Origin of the sequence: Bacillus sp. FSL R5-0603 (genome assembly GCF_038050295.1) — a bacterium.
GTDB lineage: Bacteria > Bacillota > Bacilli > Bacillales > Bacillaceae > Bacillus > Bacillus subtilis.
Genome location: NZ_JBBOYP010000001.1, coordinates 3,786,781 through 3,813,671 on the forward strand (window position 1 = coordinate 3,786,781; position 26,891 = coordinate 3,813,671).

Annotated in this window: 26 protein-coding genes and 1 other annotated feature; of the genes, 14 read left to right on the forward strand and 12 right to left on the reverse strand. The window is 45.6% G+C overall.

Annotation, left to right across the window (positions count from 1 at the left end; genetic code table 11):
* The first annotated feature begins 114 nt into the window (after positions 1-114).
* The 3 genes from epr to sacY all read left to right on the forward strand — a co-directional run bounded on the left by epr (position 115) and on the right by sacY (position 4,755).
* Positions 115-2,052, forward strand: coding sequence for a minor protease Epr (gene epr, locus NYE56_RS19495; RefSeq protein ID WP_341284272.1), 1,938 nt, complete (start codon positions 115-117; stop codon positions 2,050-2,052).
* 427 nt (positions 2,053-2,479) lie between these two features.
* A complete protein-coding gene (gene sacX / locus NYE56_RS19500) occupies positions 2,480-3,859 on the forward strand; it encodes a SacY negative regulator SacX (protein WP_341284273.1) in 1,380 nt (459 codons plus the stop codon).
* 53 nt (positions 3,860-3,912) lie between these two features.
* The gene (sacY, locus tag NYE56_RS19505; RefSeq protein WP_003244589.1) at positions 3,913-4,755 is read left to right on the forward strand and encodes a transcription antiterminator SacY; all 843 of its coding nucleotides are present in this window, start codon (positions 3,913-3,915) and stop codon (positions 4,753-4,755) included.
* Positions 4,756-4,806: 51 nt separating this feature from the next.
* Here sacY and NYE56_RS19510 read toward each other — a convergent pair whose 3' ends face one another.
* Both NYE56_RS19510 and NYE56_RS19515 read right to left on the reverse strand, forming a co-directional pair.
* A complete protein-coding gene (locus tag NYE56_RS19510; protein ID WP_268556006.1) occupies positions 4,807-5,667 on the reverse strand; it encodes a glycosyltransferase family 8 protein in 861 nt (286 codons plus the stop codon).
* 109 nt (positions 5,668-5,776) lie between these two features.
* Complete coding sequence (locus NYE56_RS19515; RefSeq protein WP_341284274.1) at positions 5,777-6,490, reverse strand: YwaF family protein; 714 nt, start codon at positions 6,488-6,490, stop codon at positions 5,777-5,779.
* A gap of 150 nt (positions 6,491-6,640) precedes the next feature.
* Here NYE56_RS19515 and ywaE point away from each other — a divergent pair, with 150 nt between their 5' ends.
* The 3 genes from ywaE (at position 6,641) to ywaD (ending at position 10,173) form a co-directional block, all read left to right on the forward strand.
* Positions 6,641-7,156 carry a tyrZ transcriptional regulator YwaE gene (ywaE, locus tag NYE56_RS19520; RefSeq protein WP_003227345.1) on the forward strand — a complete coding sequence of 172 codons (516 nt, stop codon included), beginning with the start codon at positions 6,641-6,643 and terminating at the stop codon, positions 7,154-7,156.
* Positions 7,151-7,367: a binding site (T-box leader), on the forward strand. It overlaps the preceding gene by 6 nt.
* Before the next feature lie 41 nt (positions 7,368-7,408).
* Positions 7,409-8,650 carry a tyrosine--tRNA ligase gene (gene tyrS, locus NYE56_RS19525; protein WP_080344239.1) on the forward strand — a complete coding sequence of 414 codons (1,242 nt, stop codon included), beginning with the start codon at positions 7,409-7,411 and terminating at the stop codon, positions 8,648-8,650.
* Positions 8,651-8,805: 155 nt separating this feature from the next.
* A complete protein-coding gene (gene ywaD, locus NYE56_RS19530; protein WP_341284275.1) occupies positions 8,806-10,173 on the forward strand; it encodes an aminopeptidase YwaD in 1,368 nt (455 codons plus the stop codon).
* Between the two features lie 29 nt (positions 10,174-10,202).
* On the opposite strand, the gene ywaC is transcribed toward ywaD, so the two are convergent.
* The 3 genes from ywaC to NYE56_RS19545 form a co-directional block, all read right to left on the reverse strand.
* Entirely contained in the window at positions 10,203-10,835 is a 633-nt protein-coding gene (gene ywaC / locus NYE56_RS19535; RefSeq protein ID WP_003244564.1) for a GTP pyrophosphokinase YwaC, read from the reverse strand.
* 141 nt (positions 10,836-10,976) lie between these two features.
* Positions 10,977-11,912: a 1,4-dihydroxy-2-naphthoate polyprenyltransferase gene (locus NYE56_RS19540; protein WP_017697250.1), complete on the reverse strand. Its 936-nt coding sequence runs from the start codon at positions 11,910-11,912 to the stop codon at positions 10,977-10,979.
* A 162-nt stretch (positions 11,913-12,074) separates the two neighbouring features.
* Positions 12,075-12,209 (reverse strand): hypothetical protein, encoded by a 135-nt coding sequence (locus NYE56_RS19545; RefSeq protein ID WP_003227332.1) that lies wholly within the window; start codon positions 12,207-12,209, stop codon positions 12,075-12,077.
* Between the two features lie 149 nt (positions 12,210-12,358).
* On the opposite strand from NYE56_RS19545, the gene NYE56_RS19550 reads away from it, so the two are divergent.
* The 7 genes from NYE56_RS19550 to NYE56_RS19580 all read left to right on the forward strand — a co-directional run bounded on the left by NYE56_RS19550 (position 12,359) and on the right by NYE56_RS19580 (position 18,732).
* Positions 12,359-12,508 (forward strand): teichoic acid D-Ala incorporation-associated protein DltX, encoded by a 150-nt coding sequence (locus tag NYE56_RS19550; protein ID WP_003227330.1) that lies wholly within the window; start codon positions 12,359-12,361, stop codon positions 12,506-12,508.
* 17 nt (positions 12,509-12,525) lie between these two features.
* Complete coding sequence (gene dltA, locus NYE56_RS19555) at positions 12,526-14,037, forward strand: D-alanine--poly(phosphoribitol) ligase subunit DltA (protein ID WP_015250915.1); 1,512 nt, start codon at positions 12,526-12,528, stop codon at positions 14,035-14,037.
* Positions 14,034-15,221 carry a D-alanyl-lipoteichoic acid biosynthesis protein DltB gene (gene dltB, locus NYE56_RS19560; protein ID WP_014478375.1) on the forward strand — a complete coding sequence of 396 codons (1,188 nt, stop codon included), beginning with the start codon at positions 14,034-14,036 and terminating at the stop codon, positions 15,219-15,221. The genes dltA and dltB overlap by 4 nt, the downstream gene beginning before the upstream one ends.
* Positions 15,222-15,237: 16 nt before the next feature.
* Entirely contained in the window at positions 15,238-15,474 is a 237-nt protein-coding gene (gene dltC / locus NYE56_RS19565) for a D-alanine--poly(phosphoribitol) ligase subunit DltC (RefSeq protein WP_003227325.1), read from the forward strand.
* Positions 15,474-16,652 carry a D-alanyl-lipoteichoic acid biosynthesis protein DltD gene (gene dltD, locus NYE56_RS19570; protein ID WP_341284276.1) on the forward strand — a complete coding sequence of 393 codons (1,179 nt, stop codon included), beginning with the start codon at positions 15,474-15,476 and terminating at the stop codon, positions 16,650-16,652. The genes dltC and dltD overlap by 1 nt, the downstream gene beginning before the upstream one ends.
* An 89-nt stretch (positions 16,653-16,741) precedes the next feature.
* Positions 16,742-17,500: an SDR family oxidoreductase gene (locus tag NYE56_RS19575; RefSeq protein WP_341284277.1), complete on the forward strand. Its 759-nt coding sequence runs from the start codon at positions 16,742-16,744 to the stop codon at positions 17,498-17,500.
* Positions 17,501-17,640: 140 nt separating this feature from the next.
* Entirely contained in the window at positions 17,641-18,732 is a 1,092-nt protein-coding gene (locus NYE56_RS19580) for a branched-chain amino acid aminotransferase (RefSeq protein ID WP_341284278.1), read from the forward strand.
* Positions 18,733-18,765: 33 nt separating this feature from the next.
* Here NYE56_RS19580 and licH read toward each other — a convergent pair whose 3' ends face one another.
* The 7 genes from licH to NYE56_RS19615 form a co-directional block, all read right to left on the reverse strand.
* Positions 18,766-20,094 (reverse strand): 6-phospho-beta-glucosidase LicH, encoded by a 1,329-nt coding sequence (gene licH, locus NYE56_RS19585; RefSeq protein ID WP_003244285.1) that lies wholly within the window; start codon positions 20,092-20,094, stop codon positions 18,766-18,768.
* Complete coding sequence (licA, locus tag NYE56_RS19590) at positions 20,091-20,423, reverse strand: PTS lichenan transporter subunit IIA (RefSeq protein WP_014478379.1); 333 nt, start codon at positions 20,421-20,423, stop codon at positions 20,091-20,093. The genes licH and licA overlap by 4 nt, the downstream gene beginning before the upstream one ends.
* Positions 20,424-20,441: 18 nt before the next feature.
* A complete protein-coding gene (licC, locus tag NYE56_RS19595) occupies positions 20,442-21,800 on the reverse strand; it encodes a PTS lichenan transporter subunit IIC (protein WP_003227311.1) in 1,359 nt (452 codons plus the stop codon).
* A 15-nt stretch (positions 21,801-21,815) separates the two neighbouring features.
* On the reverse strand, positions 21,816-22,124 hold the full coding sequence (gene licB, locus NYE56_RS19600) for a PTS lichenan transporter subunit IIB (protein ID WP_003218755.1): 309 nt from the start codon (positions 22,122-22,124) through the stop codon (positions 21,816-21,818).
* 128 nt (positions 22,125-22,252) lie between these two features.
* Positions 22,253-24,172 (reverse strand): transcriptional regulator LicR, encoded by a 1,920-nt coding sequence (gene licR / locus NYE56_RS19605; protein WP_341284279.1) that lies wholly within the window; start codon positions 24,170-24,172, stop codon positions 22,253-22,255.
* A 162-nt stretch (positions 24,173-24,334) separates the two neighbouring features.
* The gene (locus NYE56_RS19610) at positions 24,335-24,493 is read right to left on the reverse strand and encodes a hypothetical protein (protein ID WP_009968374.1); all 159 of its coding nucleotides are present in this window, start codon (positions 24,491-24,493) and stop codon (positions 24,335-24,337) included.
* A 28-nt stretch (positions 24,494-24,521) separates the two neighbouring features.
* Complete coding sequence (locus NYE56_RS19615; RefSeq protein ID WP_003227303.1) at positions 24,522-25,112, reverse strand: DNA-3-methyladenine glycosylase; 591 nt, start codon at positions 25,110-25,112, stop codon at positions 24,522-24,524.
* A 128-nt stretch (positions 25,113-25,240) separates the two neighbouring features.
* Between NYE56_RS19615 and katX the strand changes: the two genes are divergently transcribed.
* Positions 25,241-26,884 (forward strand): catalase KatX, encoded by a 1,644-nt coding sequence (gene katX, locus NYE56_RS19620; protein WP_341284280.1) that lies wholly within the window; start codon positions 25,241-25,243, stop codon positions 26,882-26,884.
* The last annotated feature ends 7 nt before the right edge of the window (positions 26,885-26,891 follow it).

The following is a 26,891-nucleotide window of genomic DNA, read 5'->3' on the forward strand; positions in this document are numbered from 1 at the left end:
AATCTGCATTTTGCTAAACAACCCTGCCCATGAAAAATTTTTTCCTTCTTACTATTAATCTCTCTTTTTTTCTCCGATATATATATCAAACATCATAGAAAAAGGAGATGAACCATGAAAAACATGTCTTGCAAACTTGTTGTATCAGTCACTCTGTTTTTCAGTTTTCTCACCATAGGCCCTCTCGCTCATGCGCAAAACAACAGTGAGAAAGAGGTTATTGTGGTTTATAAAAACAAGGCCGGTAAGGAAACCATCCTGGACAGTGATGCTGATGTTGAACAGCAGTATAAGCATCTTCCCGCGGTAGCGGTCACAGCAGACCAGGAGACAGTAAAAGAATTAAAGCAGGATCCTGATATTTTGTATGTAGAAAACAACGTATCATTTACCGCAGCAGACAGCATGGATTTCAAAGTGCTGTCAGACGGCACTGACACCTCTGACAACTTTGAGCAATGGAACCTTGAGCCCATTCAGGTGAAACAGGCTTGGAAGGCAGGACTGACAGGAAAAAATATCAAAATTGCCGTCATTGACAGCGGAATCTCCCCCCACGATGACCTGTCGATTGCCGGCGGGTATTCAGCTGTCAGTTATACCTCCTCTTCCAAAGATGATAACGGCCACGGAACACATGTCGCAGGGATTATCGGAGCCAAGCATAACGGCTACGGAATTGACGGCATCGCACCGGAAGCACAAATATACGCGGTTAAAGCGCTTGATCAGAACGGCTCGGGGGATCTTCAAAGTCTTCTCCAAGGAATTGACTGGTCGATCGCAAACGGGATGGACATCGTCAATATGAGCCTTGGCACGACGTCAGACAGCAAAATCCTTCATGACGCCGTGAACAAAGCATATGAGCAAGGCGTTCTGCTTGTTGCCGCAAGCGGTAACGACGGAAACGGCAACCCAGTGAATTATCCGGCGGCATACAGCAGTGTCGTTGCGGTTTCAGCAACAAACGAAAAGAATCAGCTTGCCTCCTTCTCAACAACTGGAGATGAAGTTGAATTTTCAGCGCCGGGGACAAACATCACAAGCACTTACTTAAACCAGTACTATGCAACGGGAAGCGGAACATCCCAAGCGACACCGCACGCCGCTGCCATGTTTGCTTTGTTAAAACAGCGTGATCCTGCCGAGACAAACGTCCAGCTTCGCGAGGAAATGCGGAAAAACATCGTTGATCTTGGTACCGCAGGCCGCGATCAGCAATTTGGCTACGGCTTAATCCAGTATAAAGCACAGGCAACAGATTCAGCGTACGCGGCAGCAGAGCAAGCGGTGAAAAAAGCGGAACAAACAAAAGCACAAACCGATATCAACAAAGCGCGAGAACTCATCAGCCAGCTGCCGGGCTCCGACGCCAAAACTGCCCTGCACAAAAGACTGGATAAAGTACAGTCATACAGAAATGTAAAAGATGCGAAAGACAAAGTCGCAAAGGCAGAAAAATATAAAACACAGCAAACCGTTGATACAGCAGAAACTGCCATCAACAAGCTGCCAAACGGAACAGACAAAAAGAACCTTCAAAAACGCTTAGACCAAGTAAAACGATACATCGCGTCAAAGCAAGCGAAAGACAAAGTTGCGAAAGCGGAAAAAAGCAAAAAGAAAACAGATGTGGACAGCGCACAATCAGCAATTGGCAAGCTGCCTGCAAGTTCAGAAAAAACGTCCCTGCAGAAACGCCTTAACAAAGTGAAGAGCACCAATTTGAAGACGGCACAGCAATCCGTATCTGCGGCTGAAAAGAAATCAACTGATGCAAATGCGGCAAAAGCACAATCAGCCGTCAATCAGCTTCAATCAGGCAAGGACAAAACGGCATTGCAAAAACGGTTAGACAAAGTGAAGAAAAAGGTGGCGGCGGCTGAAGCAAAAAAAGTGGAAACTGCAAAGGCAAAAGTGAAGAAAGCGGAAAAAGACAAAACAAAGAAATCAAAGACATCCGCTCAGTCTGCAGTGAATCAATTAAAAGCATCCAATGAAAAAACAAAGCTGCAAAAACGGCTGAACGCCGTCAAACCGAAAAAGTAACCAAAAACCTTTAAGACTTGCATTCCAGGTCTTAAAGGTTTTTTACATTCTAAGAACATCGAACACAACCTTTTTCCCATCTATTGTACAGGCTTTTCATACTATTGCTATACAACCATGAACAGCATAAAATGAACGTTATTACAGTTATCACCACATATGGCGGGATTGTGACTGGGCAGGCAGGCAAGACCCAATGATGCAAAGGGAGTATTAGTGCCTAAAAAGCAGGGCATTTTAACTCTTCTTTTCGTGTTGGGCTCATAACGGCGCCTTGGACAACCCCCTATTCTCATGCTCCGTCGTCGACGCGGGCATTTTTGTCATTTTCAGCCGGTATTTCTCACTTTTTTCATTTTGATTGTCAACTTTTCATTTGATACGATGAACAAGCCGACTTTTCTTCAGCAAAGGAGGTTTTGATTGCTTGCAGAAAGAGATTGCAAAAGAATTATTGTTGCTCGCAGGAGGAAAAAACAATATTATTAGCATCAGCCATTGTACGACTCGTCTTCGTTTTGATGTAAAGGACGAGACGAAAATTGATATACATGCCATTGAGAACCTGCAAGGTGTGCAGGGCACCTTTTTCCGCTATGGGCTTTTCCAGATTATCTTCGGAGCAGGCGTCGTCAACAAAATATATAAAGAAGTCGTTCATGTATGGGAGACCGCGCCTTCTGAAGAGCCTGTCCACCAGAAAAAAGCCAGCCGGAAGCTGAACCCTGCCGCAGCTTTTGCGAAAACACTGTCCGATATTTTTGTGCCGATTATTCCGGCAATAACAGCAAGCGGCCTGCTCATGGGGCTGATCGGCATGATTAAGGTGTTTCATTGGTTCGCTGCCGGCAGCCCATGGATTAAAATGCTCGACCTCGTGTCCAGCACAGCCTTTATTTTACTGCCGATTTTAGTCGGCTTCAGTGCTGCACGGCAATTTGGCAGCAACCCATACCTAGGGGCAGTGATTGCAGGGCTTTTGACGCATCCTGATCTGCTGGACCCGTCTATGCTCGGCAGCAAAACCCCGTCTTCTTTAGACATATGGGGGCTTCATATCCCAATGATGGGCTATCAGGGTTCCATGATACCGATTCTTCTTTCCGTTTTTGTCATGAGCAAAATTGAGAAGCTATTAAAATCGATTGTGCCGAAGTCGCTTGATGTCGTGATCATTCCCTTTATTACGGTCATGGTGACAGGATGCCTCGCACTGATTGTGATGAATCCCGCCGCGTCCATCATCGGCCAGATCATGACACAATCTATAGTCTATATTTATGATCACGCCGGCATTGCCGCCGGAGCTCTTTTCGGCGGCATCTACTCCACCATCGTCCTATCTGGATTGCATCATAGCTTTTATGCAATTGAGGCAACGCTGCTTGCTAATCCGCATGTCGGTGTCAACTTTTTAGTGCCGATATGGTCGATGGCGAATGTGGCCCAAGGCGGAGCGGGGCTTGCGGTATTCCTCAAAACGAAACAATCAAGCCTGAAAAAAATTGCGCTCCCCGCTTCTCTGACCGCGTTTTTAGGCATTGTTGAGCCGATTGTATTCGGGGTAAATCTCAAATTGATCCGTCCCTTTATCGGAGCAGCCATCGGCGGTGCTATTGGCGGAGCATACGTGGTTGCGGTACAAGTTGTGGCAAATTCCTACGGACTGACAGGCATTCCGATGATTTCAATCGTGCTGCCGTTTGGCGCCGCGAATTTTGTTCATTATATGATCGGTTTCTTGATCGCAGCCGTCTCTGCTTTTATAGCTACATTGTTTCTCGGGTTTAAAGAAGAGACAGAATAACTGGATTTATTCGTTTTCATTCATAAAACGGGGGATGAAAGGACAAAAAAGCTATGAAAATTAAAAGAATCTTAAATCATAATGCTATCGTCGTAAAGGATCAAAATGAAGAGAAGATTCTCTTGGGTGCAGGAATTGCGTTTAACAAAAAGAAGAATGATATTGTCGATCCGTCAAAAATAGAAAAAACCTTTATCAGAAAAGATACACCTGACTATAAGCAGTTCGAAGAGATTTTAGAAACATTGCCTGAAGACCACATTCAGATTTCTGAGCAAATTATCTCTCATGCCGAAAAAGAGCTGAACATCAAAATCAACGAGCGCATTCATGTCGCTTTTTCAGACCATCTTTCTTTTGCGATTGAACGCCTGAGCAATGGGATGGTTATCAAAAATCCGCTGCTGAATGAAATCAAAGTCCTTTATCCAAAGGAGTTCCAGATCGGCTTATGGGCCAGAGCACTGATTAAAGATAAACTGGGGATTCACATTCCTGATGATGAAATCGGCAATATCGCCATGCATATCCACACAGCAAGAAACAATGCCGGCGATATGACACAAACGCTTGATATTACAACAATGATCCGTGATATTATCGAGATTATCGAAATTCAACTGTCTATTAATATCGTTGAAGATACCATCTCTTATGAACGGCTTGTGACCCATCTCCGCTTTGCCATTCAGCATATCAAAGCAGGCGAATCCATTTACGAGCTGGACGCAGAAATGATCGACATCATTAAAGAGAAGTTTAAGGATGCCTTCCTGTGTGCCCTAAGCATTGGCACCTTTGTGAAGAAGGAATACGGCTTTGAGTTTCCTGAAAAAGAATTGTGCTACATCGCCATGCATATTCAGCGGTTCTACCAACGGTCAGTCGCACGCTGAGACAAACAAAAAACGCTTTTGATCATCTCAAAAGCGTTTTTTTTATCTGATTTATTGGTTGATCGCCGGATTCCCAATCGTATTCCACTTCGTATAGGACATGTAATGAAAATACTCATCGCGATACGGATGTTTCGTATTGGAGTTCCAAGGCTTTTCTCCGCCGCAGAAGTGCACGATTGCCGGGTTTTCTCTCGTTTCATTATATTGCTTCCGCCCTAACAGAGTCGGTGGGGTTTTCAGCTTTAACATGATATAGGTTTGAGCGTTCCAGCGCGGATGAAGTTCATACCACTGATCATACAAGATCGCATTCAGTGCATCTTGGTCATGCAGCACAAGAAAGTCTTCGTCTGGGTGTTCATTGATAAAGTTGATGACTTTTTCTGTGATGTTTTGCTTTCTCCAGGAGTCAAAATCAATAATCATGATGCCTGAGTTAAAATACTTCCCTGTATCAGTGACGTTCATTTCTTTCAGGCGTTCATGTTGCCCCGCATCCTCAACAGCGGCTACGGTGTATGGCGCAATGTCTAAGTCCCATAGCTTAGAAATATCCTCTAGGACAAGCGCGTCACAATCGATGTAAATCATTCGTTTGATGCTTTCATCCTTAATTAAGTCGGGAATCGAAATGCGGTAATACGCGGCTTTTGTAATATGGCTGCTCTCTACCGCATGTTCATACATGTTGGTATCCACTTCTAAAAACTCAATCGGCACTCCGAATTTCAAAGTGGTTTCTTCCAGTCTTTTTTTGTTATCAGGCTTAATTCCGCCATCAATGACGTATAATTTTACCTCTCTCTCCTGATCCATGTTAGTCAATAAAGAAACGAACATCCCACCTAAATGACGAGCATAATTATCATCTGCGCATGATACGATATGCATGATTTCATCTTTCCTCAATGGTATTCATCTCCCTTTTTGTTGTACAAGTTACATACCCTTTTTCAAAAAAATAAACACGTTCTCCGACATTTTTTTAAACAGAATGTGTGATACAACAAAAAAGGTGTCATTTTTTGAAGATGCGATAAAGCCAATAAAGAATGAAAAAGCTTGCGATTGTGATGGCTTCAGCCGAGACGATATACCACGGCCATGGCCCGAGAACATCTAAGAGAGAGGATCCGCCCGGTTTTTTCGTCAAATACATATAATTCGCGCCAAGCCAGCGATCAATCAGGAAAATACAGACGCCGTACACATTAACAAGCAGGACTGTCACCCATAACGAGCGCTGGCCCATTCTGTAGGTGCCAATCACAGCCATCAGCAGACAGGATAAAAACACAGACCCGTGAGAAATAAAAAAGAGGATATATCGGATATGCGGAAATGAAAACATACCGAGGTCAGGAGTGGCAAGAGCCTGAATCGAACTGCCGATGCCGACAAAAAACAAAAATACAAACAGCTTTCTGCTTTTTGTCACTAACATAATAGCTGACAAATACACCGACAGGTCACTAAGCTGGAGAGGCAATGAAGTGCGCACCGACCACCTGCCCGTGGCGACCATCCATATTTGATAGCCGATTTGCGAACCAAGCAAAAGAAACACAAACAGAGAACGCAAAAACCGGCTGGCCCTCGGCTGCTTGACCCTCTCTTGGAACAAAAACAACAGAATGGCCAAAAGGGCGATAATCGCTAACGTCACTGCATGCTCTGTCGAAAACAGATGAAACGGATCATGCTTATAGACGGATTGAACATATTTTTGCAAAACTGCACCCCCGTTTTCGGGTTTTTGTTTATTTTGGCGTTGTTTGGGCTTTTTTTATTCAACCGATATATGGGCTTGAAGTTCACACCAGACTCTGTTACAATTCGTTTCATAGCTAATGATTCTGATAATTTAAGGCAGGCCTAAAAAATGGAACGTTCACATCAACATCAGCAGCTTCGGAAGGAAGAACACGATACACTTTCTAAGCTCAAACAAATGCCCGTCGAGTCACTTAACCTGGAAGCCATTTCGATCGCTACGAATCTGTATCGGTCTGCACAAAGGCTCCGTGTCAAAATGGAGACTGAGGTTCTTTCTTCCTATAACCTTTCTTGGACCGCTTTCTCCATTCTTTATGATCTATGGGTATGGGGAGCGCTCGAAACGAGAAAAATCGCTGAGCTGTCAGGGATATCTACAGCTACAGCAAGCAACGTGATCAAAACGCTCGAAAAAAAGAGTTTTTGCCGTAAAAGCATCGACACAAGAGATCGGCGACTCGTGTTTGTCTCAATCACCGATTCCGGCAAACAAGCGATCGAAGAACTCTACCCGGAGTTTCACAAAGGGGAAACAGAGCTCATTGCGGGAATGACGAAGGACGAACAGAAAATATTGACAGGGCTGCTTAGAAAGGTAGCTGACAATCTTCATACAACATAAGCTTTGACGGGAATCCAGTAGCGGTTTGTCTCCCTGTTTCAGAGAGCCGGCGGAAGGTGCGAGCCGGCACACAGCAAATTGTGAATTACCTCCCCGAGCTTTCTTTGTGAACCTTAAAAGTAGCAAAAGAACGGGAAACCGTTATTCGAATGAGCGGAAGACGATGTCTTCAACCAGGGTGGTACCGCGTGCATTGAGCCACGTCCCTTATCGGGATGGGCTCTTTTTTGTGTTTGTAAAAAAGGAGGAAAAATGATGAGAACATTTGAGCAGCTCACAGCGTCACAGCAAAAAGAGGTAGAAAGACAGCTTCAGCTATACATGACAGGCGCCCACGAAGTCATACCGCCGGAGGAATTAAAGGCAAAGCTCGTGAAATCAATTTCGACAGGCACACCGCTCAAAATTAAACTTGGATTAGATCCGTCTGCACCGGATGTACATTTGGGCCATACGGTTGTGTTAAATAAGCTTCGCCAATTTCAAGAAAACGGCCACATTGTCCAGCTGTTAATTGGGGATTTCACAGGAAAAATCGGGGATCCGACCGGAAAATCAGCAGCCAGAAAGCAGCTGACTGATGAAGAAGTTCAGCACAACGCCAAAACCTACTTTGAGCAATTCGGAAAAGTGCTTGATCCAGAAAAAGTCGAGCTTCACTATAACTCAAAATGGCTGAAAACATTGAATCTGGAAGATGTCATTGAATTAGCAGGGAAAATAACGGTAGCCCGCCTGATGGAGCGCGACGACTTTGAAGAACGCATCGCCATGCAAAAACCAATCTCACTGCATGAATTCTTTTACCCATTGATGCAGGGCTATGATTCTGTCGTTCTCGAAAGTGATATTGAATTAGGCGGAACGGATCAGCATTTCAATGTCCTCATGGGGCGGCATTTTCAAGAACGATACAACAAAGAAAAACAAGTCGTCATCCTGATGCCGCTCTTGGAAGGCTTGGATGGCGTCGAGAAAATGTCGAAGTCGAAACACAACTACATTGGCATTAACGAACATCCAAACGACATGTACGGAAAAACGATGTCACTGCCCGACAGCCTCATGAAAAAATACATCCACTTGGCGACAGACTTAGAGCTTGAAGAGAAAAAACAGCTCGTAAAAGACTTAGAAACCGGCGCCGTTCATCCGCGTGATGCTAAAATGCTTTTAGCCAAAACAATCGTCCGAATGTATCACGGAGAGAAAGCAGCAGAAGCTGCCGAACACTCGTTTAAAACAGTCTTTCAGGAAAACAGCCTGCCAGAAGATATACCGGCCGTAAACTGGAAAGGCGAGAAAACGATAGCGATGATTGATCTGCTCGTCAAGCTGGAGCTCCTCTCTTCGAAGAGCGAGGCGCGCCGCATGATTCAAAACGGCGGTGTACGCATCGACGGAGAGAAAATAACAGATGTTCACGCCAAAGCAGAGATAAGAGAGAACATGATCATCCAAGTCGGCAAACGCAAGTTTTTAAAGCTCCAATAGTCTGATATTCCGAAACGCTTATGACCTTTCATTCATAAGCGTTTTTTTGCAGGTATAAAGCACTGTCTTTTCAAAAACGCTCTCCATCTTGCAGGAAACTCCTTTAGCATCCCGAAATATTCCCCAACCATACATTTAGGGGAGGTTTATTTTTGATGAAAAAGCTTTTGACTGTCATGACGATGGCTGTTTTAACTGCCGGCACACTGCTCTTGCCGGCACAGAGTGTCACCCCTGCCGCACACGCTGTACAAATATCAAATAGCGAGCGCGAGCTTCCATTCAAAGCAAAGCATGCGTACTCTACCATTTCTCAGCTAAGTGAAACAATCGGCCCCAGAATAGCCGGAACTGCAGCTGAAAAAAAGAGTGCCCTATTGATCGCCTCATCAATGAGAAAATTAAAGCTTGATGTGAAGGTTCAACGATTCAACATTCCTGACCGGCTTGAGGGAACGCTGTCTACAGCAGGACACGATATTCTTCTCCAAGCGGCGTCCGGTTCAGCTCCGACTGAGGAACAAGGGCTGACGGCCCCGCTTTACAATGCGGGATTGGGCTATCAAAAGGACTTTACCGCTGACGCCAAGGGCAAAATCGCCTTAATTTCCAGAGGAGACCTGACTTATTACGAGAAAGCCAAAAATGCCGAAGCCGCCGGAGCAAAAGCTGTCATCATTTATAACAACAAAGAAAGCCTCGTGCCTATGACGCCAAACCTGTCGGGAAATAAAGTCGGCATTCCGGTCGTCGGCATTAAGAAAGAAGACGGCGAAGCACTTACCCAGCAAAAAGAAGCCACCTTAAAACTAAAAGCATTCACAAACCAAACCTCCCAGAATATCATCGGAATCAAAAAACCAAAGAACATCAAACATCCAGACATTGTGTACGTGACGGCCCATTACGACAGTGTTCCTTTTTCACCCGGAGCAAATGACAACGGCTCAGGAACCTCTGTTATGCTGGAGATGGCACGTGTCTTAAAAAGCGTTCCATCTGATAAAGAAATCCGCTTTATCGCTTTCGGCGCCGAAGAGCTCGGCCTGCTCGGCTCCTCTCACTATGTAGATCATCTATCAGAAAAAGAGCTGAAACGAAGCGAAGTGAACTTCAACTTAGATATGGTAGGCACAAGCTGGGAAAAAGCGTCTGAGCTGTATGTCAACACATTGGATGGCCAATCTAACTATGTTTGGGAATCCAGCCGTACGGCTGCTGAAAAAATTGGGTTTGACAGCCTGTCTCTGACACAGGGAGGATCATCTGATCATGTGCCATTCCACGAAGCCGGCATTGATTCCGCGAACTTTATTTGGGGAGACCCGGAAACAGAAGAAGTTGAGCCATGGTATCATACCCCTGAAGACTCGATCGAACATATCAGCAAAGAACGCCTCCAGCAAGCAGGCGATCTTGTGACAGCCGCTGTCTATGAGGCTGTGAAAAAAGAGAAGAAACCGAAAACCATTAAGAAACAAATGAAGGCGAAAGCATCTGACATTTTTGAAGATATCAAATAAAAAAAGACGGCACTTGGGTGCCGTCTTTTTTAATCCACTTCTTTCTTAATCCCCAGCATTTTCTCATCTAGGTAATGGGCAATCTCCGCGGCTTCCTTCAGCTCATCTGTTAATTGCTTAGGAACGTCATTGTTCAATTTATAGTAAATTTTATGTTCAAGGCTCGCCCAGAAATCCATCGCGATTGTCCGGATTTGAATTTCTGCTTTGACGTATTCCACACGGTTCGTTAAATTCACAGGCATCTCAATGATTAAATGCAGGCTTCGATAGCCATTCGGTTTGGGTGTCTGGATATAATCCTTTACCTTTACGATTCTCAAATCTTCATGCTGCTTCAACACATTCACGACATTATAAATGTCAGAAATAAAGGAACAGATGATGCGCACGCCGGCAATGTCGTGAATATGCTCCTTCATTTCCTTCGTCGTAATCTCACAGCCCTTTCTCATTAACTTATTCACGATGCTTTCAAAGCTTTTGACACGGGATTTTGTATGTTCAATCGGGTTGTGTCCGTGAATGAGGTTATATTCCTGGCTGATAATTGAAAACTTTGTATCGAGCGCATCTAGCGCAAATTTATAAACTAATAATTCATTTTTCCAATCTTCCATTACTGTTTTTAAATCGTCCATATGTGTTACAGATAAATCCATGTTCGTCATCTCCTTTAACGGAACTTTATCCGCTGTCCATGTACTAGACGTCCCTGTCTGCTGCAAGGTTCTATGAATTTTTTTACAAAATGCGGTCGATTGTAACAAAAAAAGACCGCACGAAACGAGCGGTCTTTTTTATTATCGGAAATAGCTGATCAATAATCCGATCGAGAGCAGGAATCCGAAAAATGTATTTGTTTGGGCTGTTGATTTCATTGCGACAATCATATTCATCGGCATTTCTTTTTGGACGAAGCCCTTCACTGCCTGAACCGGCTTAGGCACGCTTAAAAAGACGACAAACAGCCATGGGCTTGCGGCACCGGTAATCACCAAGCCGACAACCCAGATATAAGCGACGGCAAACGACGCAGCTAACAGAGTAACAGCTCCCTTATGCCCCATTAAAATCGCCAATGTTTTGCGTCCGCCTTTTTTGTCCTCTTCAATATCACGAATGTTGTTCGACAGGTTAATCGCGCCGACAAGAATCGCAATCGGGATGGAAATCAAAATGCTTTGCATATTGATCTTATCTGTCTGAATGAAAAACGAAATCAGCACAAACACCGAACCCATGCAAATGCCTGAGAATAATTCACCGAACGGCGTGTACGCAATCGGCAGCGGCCCGCCTGTATACAGGTAGCCGATCGCCATGCCGACAAGGCCGATCAGCGCAAGCCACCAGCTGCTGCTTGCACAAATATAGACACCGAGCAAAATGGCAATCCCGTATGAGGCAAGAGCTAATTGCAGAATCGTTTTAGGCTTCATTCCGTGGCGTACAATGGCCCCTCCGATTCCGACTGATTCTGCTGTATCTAACCCGCGTTTAAAATCATAATATTCATTAAATAAGTTCGTCGCGATCTGGATCCATAGGCAAGAAAACAGCATAGCCAAAAACAGCAGCAGATCAACCTTCACATAAAACATCGCCAAAACGGTTCCGAGCAGCACAGGCACAAACGATGCGGTTAACGTATGAGGACGGGTTAACTGCCAAAGGATCTGCCCCATGCTTTCTTTTTGCGGCGCTGTCTGACCCTCACCCTTATTTGTTTGGTTCATCTTCCTCTTCCTTTCTATTAAAAGGCTTACTTTTTTTCAGCCGGCAGCTTAATAAAAAACTCCTTTTGCTTCCTTATCTATCATAATGACTTCTCCCTTATTTCACAAGATACCGCAAGAAGGCGTTTTCTTTCTTATTATACGCTTCTCGCCCTGATTTCATTAGGTTTCTGCTTTCACTTGAACGAACAGGTACAGAAAAATTTTTTTAAGTACATTACACTTTTTAAAAGTTAAAAAGATCTTTTGACTCCAGGTATCTTTTCCTTTATTATGAATCAGCTCGAAACATTCCATTCTTGCCCTTGCAGGTATAAAGATTCATTTTCAAAAACATACGCCGATATATTAATTTGAGGGAGATTAGGGAAAAAATGAAACTTTTTGAGCATCTGATCGTCAAATAATCATGTGATTGTCGAAAAAACGGGAAGGGAATTTTTGATATGCTGCAATTAATGAAACAGCTGTATGAAAAACCCGCTGTCAAGTGGACATGTCATACAGGCTTTTATTTGATGATACTGCTTGTTTTGTTTTTTATGTATGGTTTTCACACCGCGAATACCGGTTCATATATTTATAACGATTTCTAATTGGAGAGAGAATAACTATGAAACTTTTACATGCTATTCAAACACATGCGGAAACGTATCCGCAAACCGATGCCTTCCGCTCTCAAGGCCAGTCGCTCACGTATCAGGAGTTATGGGAGCAGTCTGACCGCGCGGCTGCCGCGATCCAAAAACGCATTTCTGGGGAAAAGAAATCTCCTATCCTTGTGTACGGCCACATGGAGCCGCACATGATCGTTTCCTTCTTGGGAAGTGTCAAAGCGGGACACCCTTATATTCCGGTTGACCTGTCCATTCCGTCCGAACGGATTGCGAAAATTATCGAAAGCTCTGGAGCAGAATTACTGATCCATGCAGCAGGACTCTCAATTGATGCAGTCGGCCAGCAGATTCAGACAGTTTCTGCGGAAGAACTGCTGGAAAACGAAGGCGGCTCTGTCAGCCAAGATCAATGGGTTAAAGAACACGAGACGTTTTATATTATTTACACTTCCGGAAGCACAGGAAATCCGAAAGGCGTGCAGATTTCCGCTGCGAACCTTCAAAGCTTCACAGACTGGATTTGTGCAGACTTTCCAGTCAGCGGAGGAAAAATATTTTTAAACCAAGCGCCGTTCTCATTTGATTTGTCTGTCATGGACCTATATCCGTGCCTTCAATCAGGCGGGACTTTACATTGCGTGACAAAGGATGCTGTGAACAAACCGAAAGTCTTATTTGAAGAGCTGAAGAAGTCCGGGCTGAATGTGTGGACATCAACACCTTCCTTTGTGCAAATGTGCCTGATGGATCCGGGTTTTTCACAGGATCTGCTGCCTCATGCGGACACATTTATGTTTTGCGGAGAGGTTCTTCCGGTTTCTGTGGCAAAAGCGCTGCTTGAGCGTTTTCCGAAAGCGAAGATTTTTAATACGTACGGCCCGACTGAAGCGACAGTGGCTGTCACATCGGTTGAAATTACGGATGACGTCATCAGCCGCAGCGAATCGCTTCCAGTGGGCTTCGCCAAACCAGATATGAACATTTTCATTATGGATGAAGAGGGACAGCCGCTTCCTGATGGAGAAAAAGGAGAAATCGTCATTGCAGGGCCGAGTGTAAGCCGAGGCTACCTTGGTGAGCCAGAGCTGACGGAAAAAGCGTTTTTCTCTCATGAAGGCCAGTGGGCATACCGAACTGGCGATGCCGGCTTTATTCAAGACGGTCAGATTTTCTGCCAAGGACGTTTGGATTTTCAGATTAAACTTCACGGCTATCGAATGGAGCTGGAGGAAATCGAGTTCCATGTCAGACAGTCACAGTACGTTCGCTCTGCTGTCGTGATTCCTTATCAGCCAAACGGAACAGTTGAGTACCTGATCGCTGCTATTGTGCCTGAGGAGCATGAGTTCGAGAAGGAATTCCAGCTGACAAGCGCTATTAAAAAAGAGCTTGCCGCTTCTCTTCCGGCATATATGATCCCGAGAAAATTTATCTATCAGGATCACATTCAAATGACGGCTAACGGCAAAATTGACCGAAAACGCATTGGCGAAGAGGTTCTTGTATGACGCCTTACAGCTCGTTTTTATTCTTTATACTGCTTGGCATTCTTCTTCTGCCGACGATCATTCTCGGCTTAAATGGAAAAAGATTTCAAGCATACAACATGTTCATATCTATCATTATATTGGCTTTAATTTTTTCGCACGACTTACACGGGGTCATCGCGCTGTGCCTGTTTACAATATGGCAGGTGCTCCTGATCAGCGGCTATCTGGCATACCGGCAGAAAGCGAACAGCGGCTTTGTCTTTTGCGGAGCTGTTATCGCGTCGATTCTGCCTTTATTTCTGTCAAAAATATGGCCGTTTCTTTCGCACCCGCAGCCGCATCATACGCCGCATAACCTGATCAGCTTTTTAGGGATTTCATATTTAACCTTTAAAGGCGTTCAGCTGATTATGGAAGCAAGAGACGGACTGCTGAAAGAACAGCTGCCATTGCACCGCCTGCTGTATTTCATCCTGTTTTTCCCGACGATTTCCTCCGGTCCGATCGACAGATACCGCCGGTTCGTCAAGGATGAACAGAAGGCTTGGACGAAAGAAGAATACGCCGACCTGCTGTATACGGGAATCCATAAAATCTTTATCGGTTTCCTGTATAAATTTATTATCGGCTACGCGATCAATACGTACTTCATCATGAATCTTCCCGCAATCACGCACAATAAGATTCTTGGGAACCTGCTGTACATGTACGGCTACAGCATGTATTTATTCTTTGATTTCGCCGGCTACACGATGTTTGCCGTCGGGGTCAGCTACATTATGGGCATTAAATCACCAGAAAACTTTAATAAACCATTTATCAGTAAAAATATTAAAGATTTCTGGAATCGCTGGCATATGTCTCTGTCATTTTGGTTCAGAGATTATGTGTTTATGAGATTCGTATTTTGGATGACTAAGAAAAAGTGGATCAAAAACCGTATGGCCGTCTCAAACATCGGGTATTTCCTGCTGTTTATGCTGATGGGGGTTTGGCACGGGCTCGCGCCGCAATATATCATTTACGGCCTCTATCACGCCGTTCTGATGACGTGTTACAACTTTTTCGAGAAGTGGAATAAGAAATATAAATGGCTGCCGTCCAACCGCTGGACAACCATTCTCGCGATTGTGATCACATTCCATTTCGTTTGCTTCGGGTTTTATATTTTCTCAGGAAAACCATTTCATCACCACCATTAAAGGAGATTAGAAAGCTATGGATTTTAAACAAGAGGTATTAGACGTTTTAGCAGAGGTTTGCCAGGATGACATCGTAAAGGAAAATCCTGATATTGAAATTTTTGAAGAAGGTTTGCTTGATTCTTTTGGAACAGTAGAATTGCTGCTTGCGATTGAAAACCGTTTTGATATTTTAGTGCCGATCACTGAATTTGACCGGGACGTTTGGAACACACCTAACAACATTGTAAATCAGCTGTCTGAGTTGAAATAATGAAAAAGCGTTTCTTCGGTCCAATTATTTTGGCGTTTATTCTATTCGCAAGCGCCATCGCAATTCCATCTTCATGGCTGACAGGCTTCATCACCGATAAGCGTGTGAAAGAGTCAGCAACAGCCTTGAATCCGAGTATGTTTCAAGGGCTATATTTACAAGATCAGATGCTCAAAGATCCGACATATCTTCCGATTTACGGGTCTTCTGAGCTTTCTCGGCTGGACGAGTTCCACCCATCTAATTATTTTCAGGTAAACAATGAGGGATTCACGCCATACCTTGTCGGCAAAGGCGGATCCCAGTCATTGATTCATTCTTTAAACTTCGCTGCCCATATGGATCAGCTGAAGGGCAAAAAAATCGTATTCATCGTGTCTCCGCAATGGTTTATTAAGCGCGGGTCTGATGAACAGCATTTCGCGCCGAACTATTCTGCGCTGCAAGGGCTTGATTTGGCATTTAACGATCAGATCGACCCTGAAATTAAAAAGAAAATGATGAAACGCATGCTGCGCTTCAAGGCTGTGCAAAACGATGCCATTCTTTCTGAGTTGTACAAAGCAATGGTAAACGGCCAGACGTGGAAAGTGAACGCGCTGAAGCCGGCGGCGAAAGTGTATTACAGCATGCTGGAAAAGAAAGATCTGTATTATTCAACGACAGAATCATCCGGGCCAAAGCGCTATATCTCGCAGTCAGTAAAGGATAAGTCATGGTCTGAATTGAATAAACTGGCGGATCAATCAGGCAAACGCCACTCCGGTTCTAACGATTTTCACATCGACAACCCTGTCTATAAAAAGCTGAAGCCGAAAGTGCCTAAGCTGAAAGGGAAAAACAAAGGAAGATCGTATGCGGTGTCACCGGAATATGGCGACTTTGAAATGATGCTCGATATCCTGAAGGATGCGGGCGCAGAGCCTATGTTTGTCACCATTCCGGTTAACGGGAAATGGTACGATTACACGGGCTTCCCGAAAAAAGGACGCACTGACTATTACAAAAAGGTAAATAAACAAATCAGAGCGAAGGGCTTCCAGGTTGCTGATTTCTCAGGGCATGAATATGACCCGTATTTCATGAAAGACACCATCCACATCGGCTGGAAAGGCTGGGTGTATGTCGATAAAGCAATTGACGAATTTTATAAAACCGGAAAAGTCACTTCATCCTGAGCATCTCATAGGACGCGGCTGCATATTTCCTGCTAAGATTTGAAATAGTAAAGGAATCACAGCTAACTTAATAAGAGGTGTTACATCCAATGAAGATGACAGGCAATACGGTTTTAATCACAGGGGGTTCTGCTGGCATCGGGCTTGAACTTGCCAAGCGTCTGCTGGAGCTCGGCAATGAAGTTATCATTTGCGGACGCAGCGAAGCACGTCTTGCAGAAGCGAAGCAGCAGCTCCCAAACATCCATACAAAGCAATGTAATGTTGCAGACCGTTCGCAGCGGGAAGCATTGTATGAATGGGCTTTAAAGGAATATCCGAACTTGAATGTTCTCGTCAACAACGCCGGCATTCAAAAGGAAATTGACTTTAAAAAAGGGACAGAGGAACTTTTAGTGGACGGTGATGAAATTGAACTTAATTTCCAAGCGCCTGTCCATTTATCCGCCCTTTTCACACCTCATTTGATGAAGCAGCCCGAGGCGGCAATCGTTCAGGTCACATCCGGGCTTGCGTTTAACCCGTTAGCTGTTTATCCGGTGTACTGCGCAACAAAAGCAGCACTTCACTCGTTCTCGCTTACGCTCAGACACCAGCTCCGCGACACGAGCGTGGAAGTGATTGAAATGGCACCGCCTATGGTAGACACGGGCTTAAACCAAAAATCACGCGATAAACAAGGCCTGACGTACCGGGGCATTTCATCTGAAGAATATGTTCAATATTTCTTGGACGGCTTGAAGGAAGGCAAACAGGAGATTACAAATGAACGTGTTGAAGGTCTTCGGGATGCCACTCGCGCCGATTATGACAGGTTATTCGAGCAAATGAACACGCAGGAGAATTAATTTCTCCTGCTTTTTTCATATGAATTTCTTACAAATTTGAGCAAACCTATTGCGATTATTTGTTGAAGGTATACAATAGAATATAATTATTTTCAAATAAGTTTGATAATATAAACAATTTAACAGCAGGGAGATTGACCATGACTAAACAAACGATTCGCGTTGAATTGACATCAACAAGAAAACCGAAACCAGACCCAAATCAGCTTTCGTTCGGAAGAGTGTTTACAGACCACATGTTTGTAATGGACTATGCGGCAGATAAAGGTTGGTACGATCCAAGAATCATTCCTTATCAACCCTTATCAATGGATCCGGCCGCAATGGTCTATCACTACGGCCAAACCGTGTTTGAAGGGTTAAAGGCTTACGTGTCAGAGGATGACCATGTTCTGCTTTTCAGACCGGAAAAAAATATGGAACGCCTGAATCAATCAAACGACCGCCTCTGCATCCCGCAAATTGATAAAGAACAGGTTCTTGAAGGCTTAAAGCAGCTTGTCGCAATTGATAAAGACTGGATTCCAAATGCGGAGGGCACGTCCCTTTACATCCGTCCGTTCATCATCGCAACCGAGCCTTTCCTTGGTGTTGCGGCATCTCATACGTATAAGCTCTTGATCATTCTTTCTCCGGTCGGCTCTTATTACAAAGAAGGCATTAAGCCGGTCAAAATCGCTGTTGAAAGTGAATTTGTCCGTGCGGTAAAAGGCGGAACAGGAAATGCCAAAACCGCAGGGAACTACGCTTCGAGCTTAAAAGCGCAGCAGGTCGCCGAAGAGAAAGGATTTTCCCAAGTGCTCTGGCTGGACGGCATTGAGAAGAAATACATCGAAGAAGTCGGAAGCATGAACATCTTCTTCAAAATCAACGGTGAAATCGTAACGCCGATGCTGAACGGAAGCATCCTGGAAGGCATTACGCGCAATTCAGTCATCGCCTTGCTTAAGCATTGGGGCCTTCAAGTATCAGAACGAAAAATTGCGATCGATGAGGTCATCCAAGCCCATAAAGACGGCATCCTGGAAGAAGCCTTCGGAACTGGTACAGCAGCTGTTATTTCCCCAGTCGGCGAGCTGATCTGGCAGGATGAAACACTTTCGATCAACAACGGTGAAACAGGAGAAATCGCAAAAAAACTATATGACACGATTACAGGCATTCAAAAAGGCGCTGTCGCAGACGAATTCGGATGGACGACCGAAGTCGCAGCGCTGACTGAAAGCAAATAAGAAAAAAGCCGGCCCATTACAGGCCGGCTTTTTTTACGCTTCAATTTTGTTGAAAAACTGCGGCAGATACGCTTTGTGCGCCTCCAGCATTTCGTCTAAAATCTGTTTGGCCACAGTATCGGACGGGACAAGCGGGTTAATCGTCATGGCAAGGAGTGCAGTTTGATAGTCACCTGTAACTGCCGCTTCTGCCGCGACACGTTCAAAGGATTTGATTTGCTGGACGAGGCCGCGGACAGACACCGGCAGGTCGCCGACAGCAATTGGCTTAGGGCCGGTTTTCGTCATCACACAGTTCACTTCAACTGCGGAATCGTCTGGAATACTCGCTATTGCACCATTATTGATCGTGTTCACCGGCTGAATGTCATGTTTATCATTATAAATGGAGCTAATTAAGTTACATGCTGCATCACTGTAGTAAGCTCCGCCCCGTTTTTCCAGCTGCGGCGGTTTAATCGCAAGGTTTGGATCTTTATAAAGCTCGAACAGCTCTTTTTCGACCTTCTGTACGACTTCAGCGCGGGTGCCCTCCGTTTGTGATGCTTCCAGTTCGTGCTCCAGCATCTCTTTTGTTTTAAAATAGTAACGGTGATAGCCACAAGGGATAACATTGAGCGCTTTTAAGAAATCCGGTTCCCATTCGGCGCCTGAAATATTTTTCATCGTCATCGCGTTTTTCGGGTCGCCCATCGCCTCGATGACTTGCTCCTTCACACTTACGCCATCCAAGAAAACATCAAGCCCGAATACCATATGGTTCAGTCCGGCGAATTGGACTTCTACGCGGTCCACATCTACATCAAGCGCTTTGGCTACGCCCATTTTGATGCCGATTGGAACATTACAGAGACCGACGACTTTCTTCAGGTTGGAGTAGCGAAGCAAGGCTTCTGTTACCATGCCGGCAGGGTTTGTGAAGTTAACAAGCCAAGCGTTCGGGCAAAGCTCTTCTATGTCCTTTGCGATCTCAAGGATGACCGGAATTGTGCGCAATCCTTTAAACAGGCCTCCCGGGCCGTTTGTTTCCTGGCCAATCACTCCGTATTTTAGCGGAATGCGCTCATCCTTTGCTCTTGCCTGCAAAAGTCCGACGCGGAATTGAGTCGTGACAAAGTCTGCGTCTTTCAGCGCTTTTCTCCGGTCGAGCGTAAGATGAATGTCAATCGGAACGCCAGCTTTTTCAACCATCCGTTTGGCGAGTGTGCCGACAATATTCAGCTTTTCTTCGCCCTCGGGGATATCGACAAGCCATAATTCACGGACAGGCAGCTCATCATACCGTTTAATGAACCCCTCCACTAGCTCGGGCGTGTAGCTTGAACCTCCGCCAATCGTTACAATCTTCAATCCTTTTGTCATATGCTTGCTCCCCTTTGCTCGGTGATTTTTTCATATAACTCAATGATCTCTGCAGCCATATCCTTCACTGTCATTGCATTCATTAAATGATCCTGTGCATGAACCATCAGAAGCGTCATTTCCGTCTTTTCTCCGCTCGCTTCATTTTGGATCAGCTCGGTCTGATAGTGATGGGCTTTTGACAATTCTTCAGCAGCGTCTTGAAGCTTTTTCCGCGCTTCTTCTGCGTCACCGCTTTTCGCAGCGGCAATGGCCTCCATTGCGGAGCTCCTACCGTTTCCTCCGTGAAGGATGATTTGAAAAATGATTTGTTCCATTTCCTCATTCACGCGATTCACTTCCTTTCTCTACAGAGCCGCTTCTTTGTCATCTGATGCTGCAGGCGTTTGGACCAGCTCCAGATCGTTTTCTTCTTTCAGCTTCTGCTTATCCCACATTCTGAAGAACGGGTAGTAGACAACAAAGGATACGACAATATTAATGGCTTGCATGACCGCGCCGGAGACTTTTCCTCCTGTCGCCAAGTAGCCTGAAAAGATCGGCGGCATGGTCCACGGCACTGCGATACCCGCCGGTTTTGCGACAAGGCCGGTGCTCATTCCGATGTACGTAAGTGTCACTGTGACAAGCGGTGTGATGATAAACGGAAGTAAGAGCATTGGGTTCATGACGATCGGCATTCCGAATATAATCGGTTCGTTAATATTGAAGATGGCCGGGCCGACCGCAAGCTTCCCGAGCTGCTTCATTTGTTTGCTTCGAGCGCGCAGGAACATCGTGACAACCAGTGCCAATGTGGCGCCGCTTCCGCCGATATTGACCCAGATATCGAAAAATTGCTGGGTGAAAATCTTAGGCAGCTCCTCACCGGCTTGGAATGCGATCCGGTTGGCATCCATTGCGCCGTACCAAATTGGTGCCATGACGCCTCCGACAATGTTTGCACCGTGAAGGCCGCAGGCCCATAAAAGCATTTTGACGGCTTCGGCGACAAGGCTTCCTCCAAGGCTTCCTCCCAGAATGGAAAGCGGAGTCCCTAATAAAACGCTTACAATATTATGAAGGCTTTCAAACGGTGTCGCTTCAACAATCAGCCGGGCTGCCCAAATTAGGAAGATGACGGCAAAGCCGGGGATTAACGCGACAAATGACTTGCTTACCGCCGGCGGGACACCGTCCGGCATTTTGAAGACTAAATTGCGCTGGATAATAAGGCGGTAAATCTCTGTGGACACCATTGCGATAATCATGGCGACAAATAGGCCTTTGCTTCCCATGAGCGAAAGCGGAATCCCGCCGCCAACCATGATTTCTTTCGTCGCGCCATCCGGCATAAACGGCACTTGATAAGGTGTTGCTAATAAAAATGCCGCAAGGGAAATGGCTCCGGCCGACAAGGCATCAACACCGTATTTCTCGGCGAGCCGGTAGGCAATGCCGAACGCGGCGACAAGACCCATAATTTCAAAGGTCGCGTCGACTGGGTAGGCCAGTTTTTCAGACCAGGAGCTGCCAAACGTTTTTGCCATAAACTCAGCGTATCCCGGGATCGGGAGGTTGCCAATGATGAGGAAAAAGGAACCGATGATAATCAGGGGCATCGTGAGGATGATACCATCACGCAGCGCCTGCAAATGACGCTGTCCCGCAATTCTTCCCGCTATAGGCATGACCTTTTCTTCTAAGATCTGATTGACTTTATTCACATAGCCCGCCCCTCTCTATGACACATGTCCAAGCTGTTCAGCTGATTTCAGCACTTCCGCCCCGTTGCACGTGCCATAATGGACGGTATTAATGACGTCTACCGGAACCCCCTTTGACTCTCCTAATTTTTTGAGCTGTGGAAGCATGTAACGGACTTGCGGACCGAGAAGCAATACATCCGCTTTATCGATATGATTTTGTACAGAATCGCCTGAAACGGCCCAAATAGTATAGTCTTTTCCCTGTTCCTGCGCACTTTTTTCCATCTTGCTCACCAGTAAGCTAGTAGACATGCCTGCTGCACAAACGAGTAATATATTCATGTAAAAGACCCCCTAGAGTTTGATCAATTTTGTAATGTCCTGCTGTTGCTATCATCATATTATGAAATCGCTTTCATAAACACTCAGGGTTTTTCCGCAGGCAACGGAAAAAAGGTATATACAGGCTGTCAGCTCAGCATTTTTTGGTCAAACACATCCGAAAGCTCTTGATACGAACGGCATTTGACCAGCTGGTTCACCGCCGCCGGGTCATCCAAAATGCTGCCAAGCAGTTTATACATACTTTGCAAATCCGCTTTGTTCTCCTTTTCGACACAAAGCAGACAGACAAATTGAACTCGCTGACTCTCCCAATCGATCGGTTTTTTGAGCGTACAAACGGCCCAAAACGTTGTTTTCGTCTGCGGAACAAGCGGGTGCGGGATGGCAACAAGATTGCCAAAACACGTTGGCGACATGTCTTCTCTTTCAAAAATGGAATCTATGATTTCTTCATCGGCAAAGCCGCATTCGACCGCTTTCTGCCCTAAAAATTGAATCACTTCTTCTTTTGAGCGCAGATCCTCCTGAAAAAAAACGAGTTCTTTTTTTAGGTAGCGATTGGCTTTTTCCTTTTCATCACTCAGAATAGATTCTATTTTTGTAAAGTCAGTTCCGCCTAAGATTGTGTTAACCTTCAGTACGGGTACAGGGAGCTCTTTTTTAATCGGAATGGTGCTGATGACAAAATCAATTGATTCGTAGGACATTTGATCAAGACTATAATACTCAGCCGTTCCAAGAATATCGAGCCGCTTGCCGAAATGGGAACGCAGTTTTTCGCGCAGAAGCTGGGCGCTTCCAGCACCTGATGCGCATACAATGATACAGCGTTTCGGCGGACTTTTTGTTTTTTTTCGTTCAATCGCGGCGCCAAAGTGGAGGGCCAAATATCCAATTTCGTTTTCATGAATCTCAATGCCCGTTTGTTCCTTTATCACGATTCCGGCAATGATCCCGGCTTCAAAAGCGAGTGGATAATGTTCCTTGATCGCTGCCAGCATCGGATTTCGAAGATTCATGCCGTATCGGTTGCGGCTGATCGCCGGCTTCATATGCAGGGCCAAGCCGATTTTCAGCTCTTTGTCATGCAGGATGCCAAGCTTCAGTTCACGATCAACAGCTTCGATCATGGCAAGTGTCAGCTGATCGGTTTCTTCTTCTATTGAGAATGTGTCCTCTCCGCATTGTGTCATTCGTTTTGTGCCAAGGAGATGCATGGCGATGTAGGCCGTCTCGTCTTTCGGAAACGTAACGGCAAGCGCTGATTCCAGCTCTTTTACGATGGCTTCTGCAGCCTGGTACTCCTTTTGATGCAGGATATGATCCATATCTTTCGGGAAAAGAGATACATAGTTTTCCGTTCTGATCCGTTTACAGGCGATAGCAATATGGATAATGAGGTTATTCAGTCCCATGTTGGACAGAGGGATGCGGTCGTTTTTCATTTTTTTCAAGATGGCGGAACGGATGATCTCAATTTCTTCTTTTGGCAAAATATCAGCCTTTTCATTTAAAACATCTATCTCCGTTTCTCTTTCATCAACAATGTACTCCGCCATGCAGTACCTCATCTGCACCTCGTCCCCGCGCAGCTTGAAGCCGTAATTCGGGCGTGTTTCCATGACAATGCGGTAAGGCAGCAGACGTTTCTTTACTTCCTTTAAATCCGTTTGGAGTGTAGATTTTGAGATAAATAGTTCTTCAGCCAGTTCATCGAGCTTGAGATAATGGTCCGCCAGCAGCAGACGTTTCATAAGATAGGCCATTCTCTCCTCCGGCAATACCGGCAGGCCCTTTTTTTGCTGAAATACATCTTGCAGCAGTGTTCTGAATACTTGCTCGTCATCAATGCGGAGCTTGTAGCCGGAGCCCCTTACAGGTTGTACAAAGGCACCGTGGCCGCTTAGCACACCTTGCAGTTCCTTTATATCATTGCGGACTGTCCGCGTCGTTACGTTTAATTGCGCGGCAAAAAACGAACTTGTCACCGGGGCTTCAGCCGCCATCAGCAAGCGCAGAATATCACGAAGTCGCCCATGAAGCATGAGAAAAACCTCCTATCTAGTAGATGCAGGGATTCAGTGAATAGGCAGAAAGGATGATGAAGGGATGCGAAATGTATATAAATTCTATAATGGAGAGAATGGCAAGTCAATGAACATCCGGAGGACGAGAGGGAAAACTGACCTATAAAAAAACAGCCGGGGTCAGCCGGCTGTTCTAGATGCGGACATATTCTTTTGTTTAGACGCCTTGCGATCCTTCATGATTTTTCGAACAATCGGGTAAATGACCGGCGCCCATTTGATAACGGTTTTGATCATCTTTTTCAAAGCTCCGATTCTCCCTTCTTTTTTCTCAACCATTCCCCTGATTGCCTCTTCCTTAAACATGCTAACGCGACACGTACCTGTTTCCCGTCACCCAGAAACGCCATGGATAATCGCGTGCCTCCCCGCTGTTGTCAATGCCGATGCGCGGGCCGGTTGAAATTGCTTCCGGTGTGTATCCGCTTTCGATGTAAAGCGGCTGTTCCGTGATCCAGCGTCCGTAGTCATTCATCGTGACGCCAAGCGCTTTCGTCAGCTTTCCGGGTCCGTTTGTCCATTCCCTCGGACTCCTGCCCGGCCTTCTCTCCTCCATTAACAGCTGGCCTTCATGTGGCTCAATCGCCCTGATTAATACCGCTTGCGGGACATCCTCTTCCGCGGCAACGACATTCAGCAATGTATGGGTGTGCATCACATATGTATATACCCGCCCAGCTTCTGCAAACATGATCTCAGTCCGCTTCGTCCGGCGGTTGTTAAAGCTGTGGGCCGCTCTGTCTCCAGCCCCCATATAGGCCTCTGTTTCCACAATATAGCCTGACGCTGTGCCTTCGTCTGTTTCTTTTACAAGAAGGCAGCCCAGAAGCGATGGGGCAAGCTCAAGAGCGGTTTTTTGATAAAACGTGATGGGCAGCGGATTTTTTTCTCTCGTCACGAATCGACCTCTCCTTTTACCGATTTTTGTACATTGTACCATTCCCGAAGCAGATCAAAAAAAACGGCTGTTTTAAAATCTTTCCATTCAGGGAATATTGTTACCGTTCAAAAAAGGAGGGCCAACCATTGAAAGATGATCATCAAAACAAGCAGCACCGATCAAATGCCCAAGGGAGCGAGGAAACGCTTTCTCATAAGACATCCGGGAAAAACGAGTCAGAGGATACCTTAACGAATAGGCAGGGGCATCCTGTTACTGACAACCAGAATGTGAGAACCGTCGGGAATAGAGGGCCTACAACACTTGAGAACTATGATTTTCTCGAAAAGATTAGCCACTTCGACCGGGAACGCATCCCAGAGCGGGTTGTTCATGCCAGGGGAGCAGGTGCACACGGGTATTTTGAAGCGTACGGAAGCTTCGGAGACGAACCGATTTCAACATACACACGGGCCAAACTCTTTCAGGAAAAAGGCAAGAAAACACCGGCATTTGTCCGTTTTTCAACTGTGAATCATGGAAAACACTCGCCTGAAACATTGAGAGACCCGCGCGGTTTTGCTGTAAAGCTATATACAGAAGACGGAAACTGGGATTTGGTCGGGAACAACCTGAAAATCTTTTTTATCCGCGACCCGCTGAAGTTTCCAGATCTTGTACATGCATTTCAGCCTGATCCAGTGACCAACATCCAGGATGGTGAACGTATTTTCGATTTCATTTCTCAATCTCCAGAAGCGACACACATGATTACCTTCTTGTTTTCGCCTTGGGGCATTCCGGCCAACTACCGGCAAATGCAGGGTTCAGGCGTACATGCCTATAAATGGGTGAATGAGGAGGGCAGGGCCGTTCTCGTGAAATACCATTTTGAACCGAAGCAGGGCATCCGCAACCTGACACAGAAGGAAGCAGAAGAGATTCAAGGGAAAAACTTTAACCATGCCACACAGGATTTATATGACGCGATTGAAAATGGCGATTATCCAGAGTGGGAAGTGTATGCTCAAATCATGAGCGATGATGAGCATCCTGAACTTGACTTTGATCCTCTTGATCCGACAAAACTGTGGTATAAAGACGATTTCCCATGGAAACCGATCGGCAAATTGGTTCTGAACAAAAATCCGGAAAACTACCATGCGGAAGTGGAGCAAGCTTCATTTGGAACGGGAGTGCTTGTCGACGGGCTTGATTTTTCAGACGACAAATTGCTCCAGGGGCGTACGTTTGCCTACTCTGATACGCAGCGCTACCGTGTAGGCGCAAATTACCTGCAGCTTCCGATCAACTCGCCGAAAAAGCATGTCGCCACCAACCAGGAAGGCGGGCAGATGCAATATCGGGTCGATAGAGCAGAAGGACAAAACCCGCACGTCAACTATGAGCCATCCATTATGGGCGGGCTGAAGGAAGCGAAGCAAGACGGAAAAGACCACACGCCGCATGTCGAAGGTGATGTAAAGCGTGAAGCGATTGACAGAACAAACAACTTCGGACAGGCTGGAGAAACGTACCGGAGATTTACTGAATTTGAGCGGAACGAATTGATTACGAATTTGGTGAATACGCTTTCTACGTGCCGAAAAGAAATTCAGGATCAAATGATTGAGAATTTCACAAAAGCTGATCCTGACTACGGAAAACGCATAGCAGAAGGGCTAAAAAAGGTTTCCGAGAACAACAGCAACGGGCCGATCGGCACAACTGAAACGGAACAGGCTGCAAAGCAGGCTGAACAGGAGAGCCACCCATCTGATCCGTATTAACAACAGC

What these genes read in the sequence shown, in the direction of transcription:
- epr (WP_341284272.1), top strand. Translation starts at nt 115, where the DNA reads ATGAAAAACATGTCTTGCAAACTTGTTGTATCAGTCACTCTGTTTTTC.
- sacY (WP_003244589.1), top strand. Translation starts at nt 3,913, where the DNA reads ATGAAAATTAAAAGAATCTTAAATCATAATGCTATCGTCGTAAAGGAT.
- ywaE (WP_003227345.1), top strand. Translation starts at nt 6,641, where the DNA reads ATGGAACGTTCACATCAACATCAGCAGCTTCGGAAGGAAGAACACGAT.
- tyrS (WP_080344239.1), top strand. Translation starts at nt 7,409, where the DNA reads ATGATGAGAACATTTGAGCAGCTCACAGCGTCACAGCAAAAAGAGGTA.
- ywaD (WP_341284275.1), top strand. Translation starts at nt 8,806, where the DNA reads ATGAAAAAGCTTTTGACTGTCATGACGATGGCTGTTTTAACTGCCGGC.
- ywaC (WP_003244564.1), bottom strand. Translation starts at nt 10,835, where the DNA reads ATGGATTTATCTGTAACACATATGGACGATTTAAAAACAGTAATGGAA.
- NYE56_RS19540 (WP_017697250.1), bottom strand. Translation starts at nt 11,912, where the DNA reads ATGAACCAAACAAATAAGGGTGAGGGTCAGACAGCGCCGCAAAAAGAA.
- NYE56_RS19545 (WP_003227332.1), bottom strand. Translation starts at nt 12,209, where the DNA reads ATGGAATGTTTCGAGCTGATTCATAATAAAGGAAAAGATACCTGGAGT.
- NYE56_RS19550 (WP_003227330.1), top strand. Translation starts at nt 12,359, where the DNA reads ATGCTGCAATTAATGAAACAGCTGTATGAAAAACCCGCTGTCAAGTGG.
- dltA (WP_015250915.1), top strand. Translation starts at nt 12,526, where the DNA reads ATGAAACTTTTACATGCTATTCAAACACATGCGGAAACGTATCCGCAA.
- dltB (WP_014478375.1), top strand. Translation starts at nt 14,034, where the DNA reads ATGACGCCTTACAGCTCGTTTTTATTCTTTATACTGCTTGGCATTCTT.
- dltC (WP_003227325.1), top strand. Translation starts at nt 15,238, where the DNA reads ATGGATTTTAAACAAGAGGTATTAGACGTTTTAGCAGAGGTTTGCCAG.
- dltD (WP_341284276.1), top strand. Translation starts at nt 15,474, where the DNA reads ATGAAAAAGCGTTTCTTCGGTCCAATTATTTTGGCGTTTATTCTATTC.
- NYE56_RS19575 (WP_341284277.1), top strand. Translation starts at nt 16,742, where the DNA reads ATGAAGATGACAGGCAATACGGTTTTAATCACAGGGGGTTCTGCTGGC.
- NYE56_RS19580 (WP_341284278.1), top strand. Translation starts at nt 17,641, where the DNA reads ATGACTAAACAAACGATTCGCGTTGAATTGACATCAACAAGAAAACCG.
- licH (WP_003244285.1), bottom strand. Translation starts at nt 20,094, where the DNA reads ATGACAAAAGGATTGAAGATTGTAACGATTGGCGGAGGTTCAAGCTAC.
- licB (WP_003218755.1), bottom strand. Translation starts at nt 22,124, where the DNA reads ATGAATATATTACTCGTTTGTGCAGCAGGCATGTCTACTAGCTTACTG.
- licR (WP_341284279.1), bottom strand. Translation starts at nt 24,172, where the DNA reads ATGCTTCATGGGCGACTTCGTGATATTCTGCGCTTGCTGATGGCGGCT.
- NYE56_RS19610 (WP_009968374.1), bottom strand. Translation starts at nt 24,493, where the DNA reads ATGGTTGAGAAAAAAGAAGGGAGAATCGGAGCTTTGAAAAAGATGATC.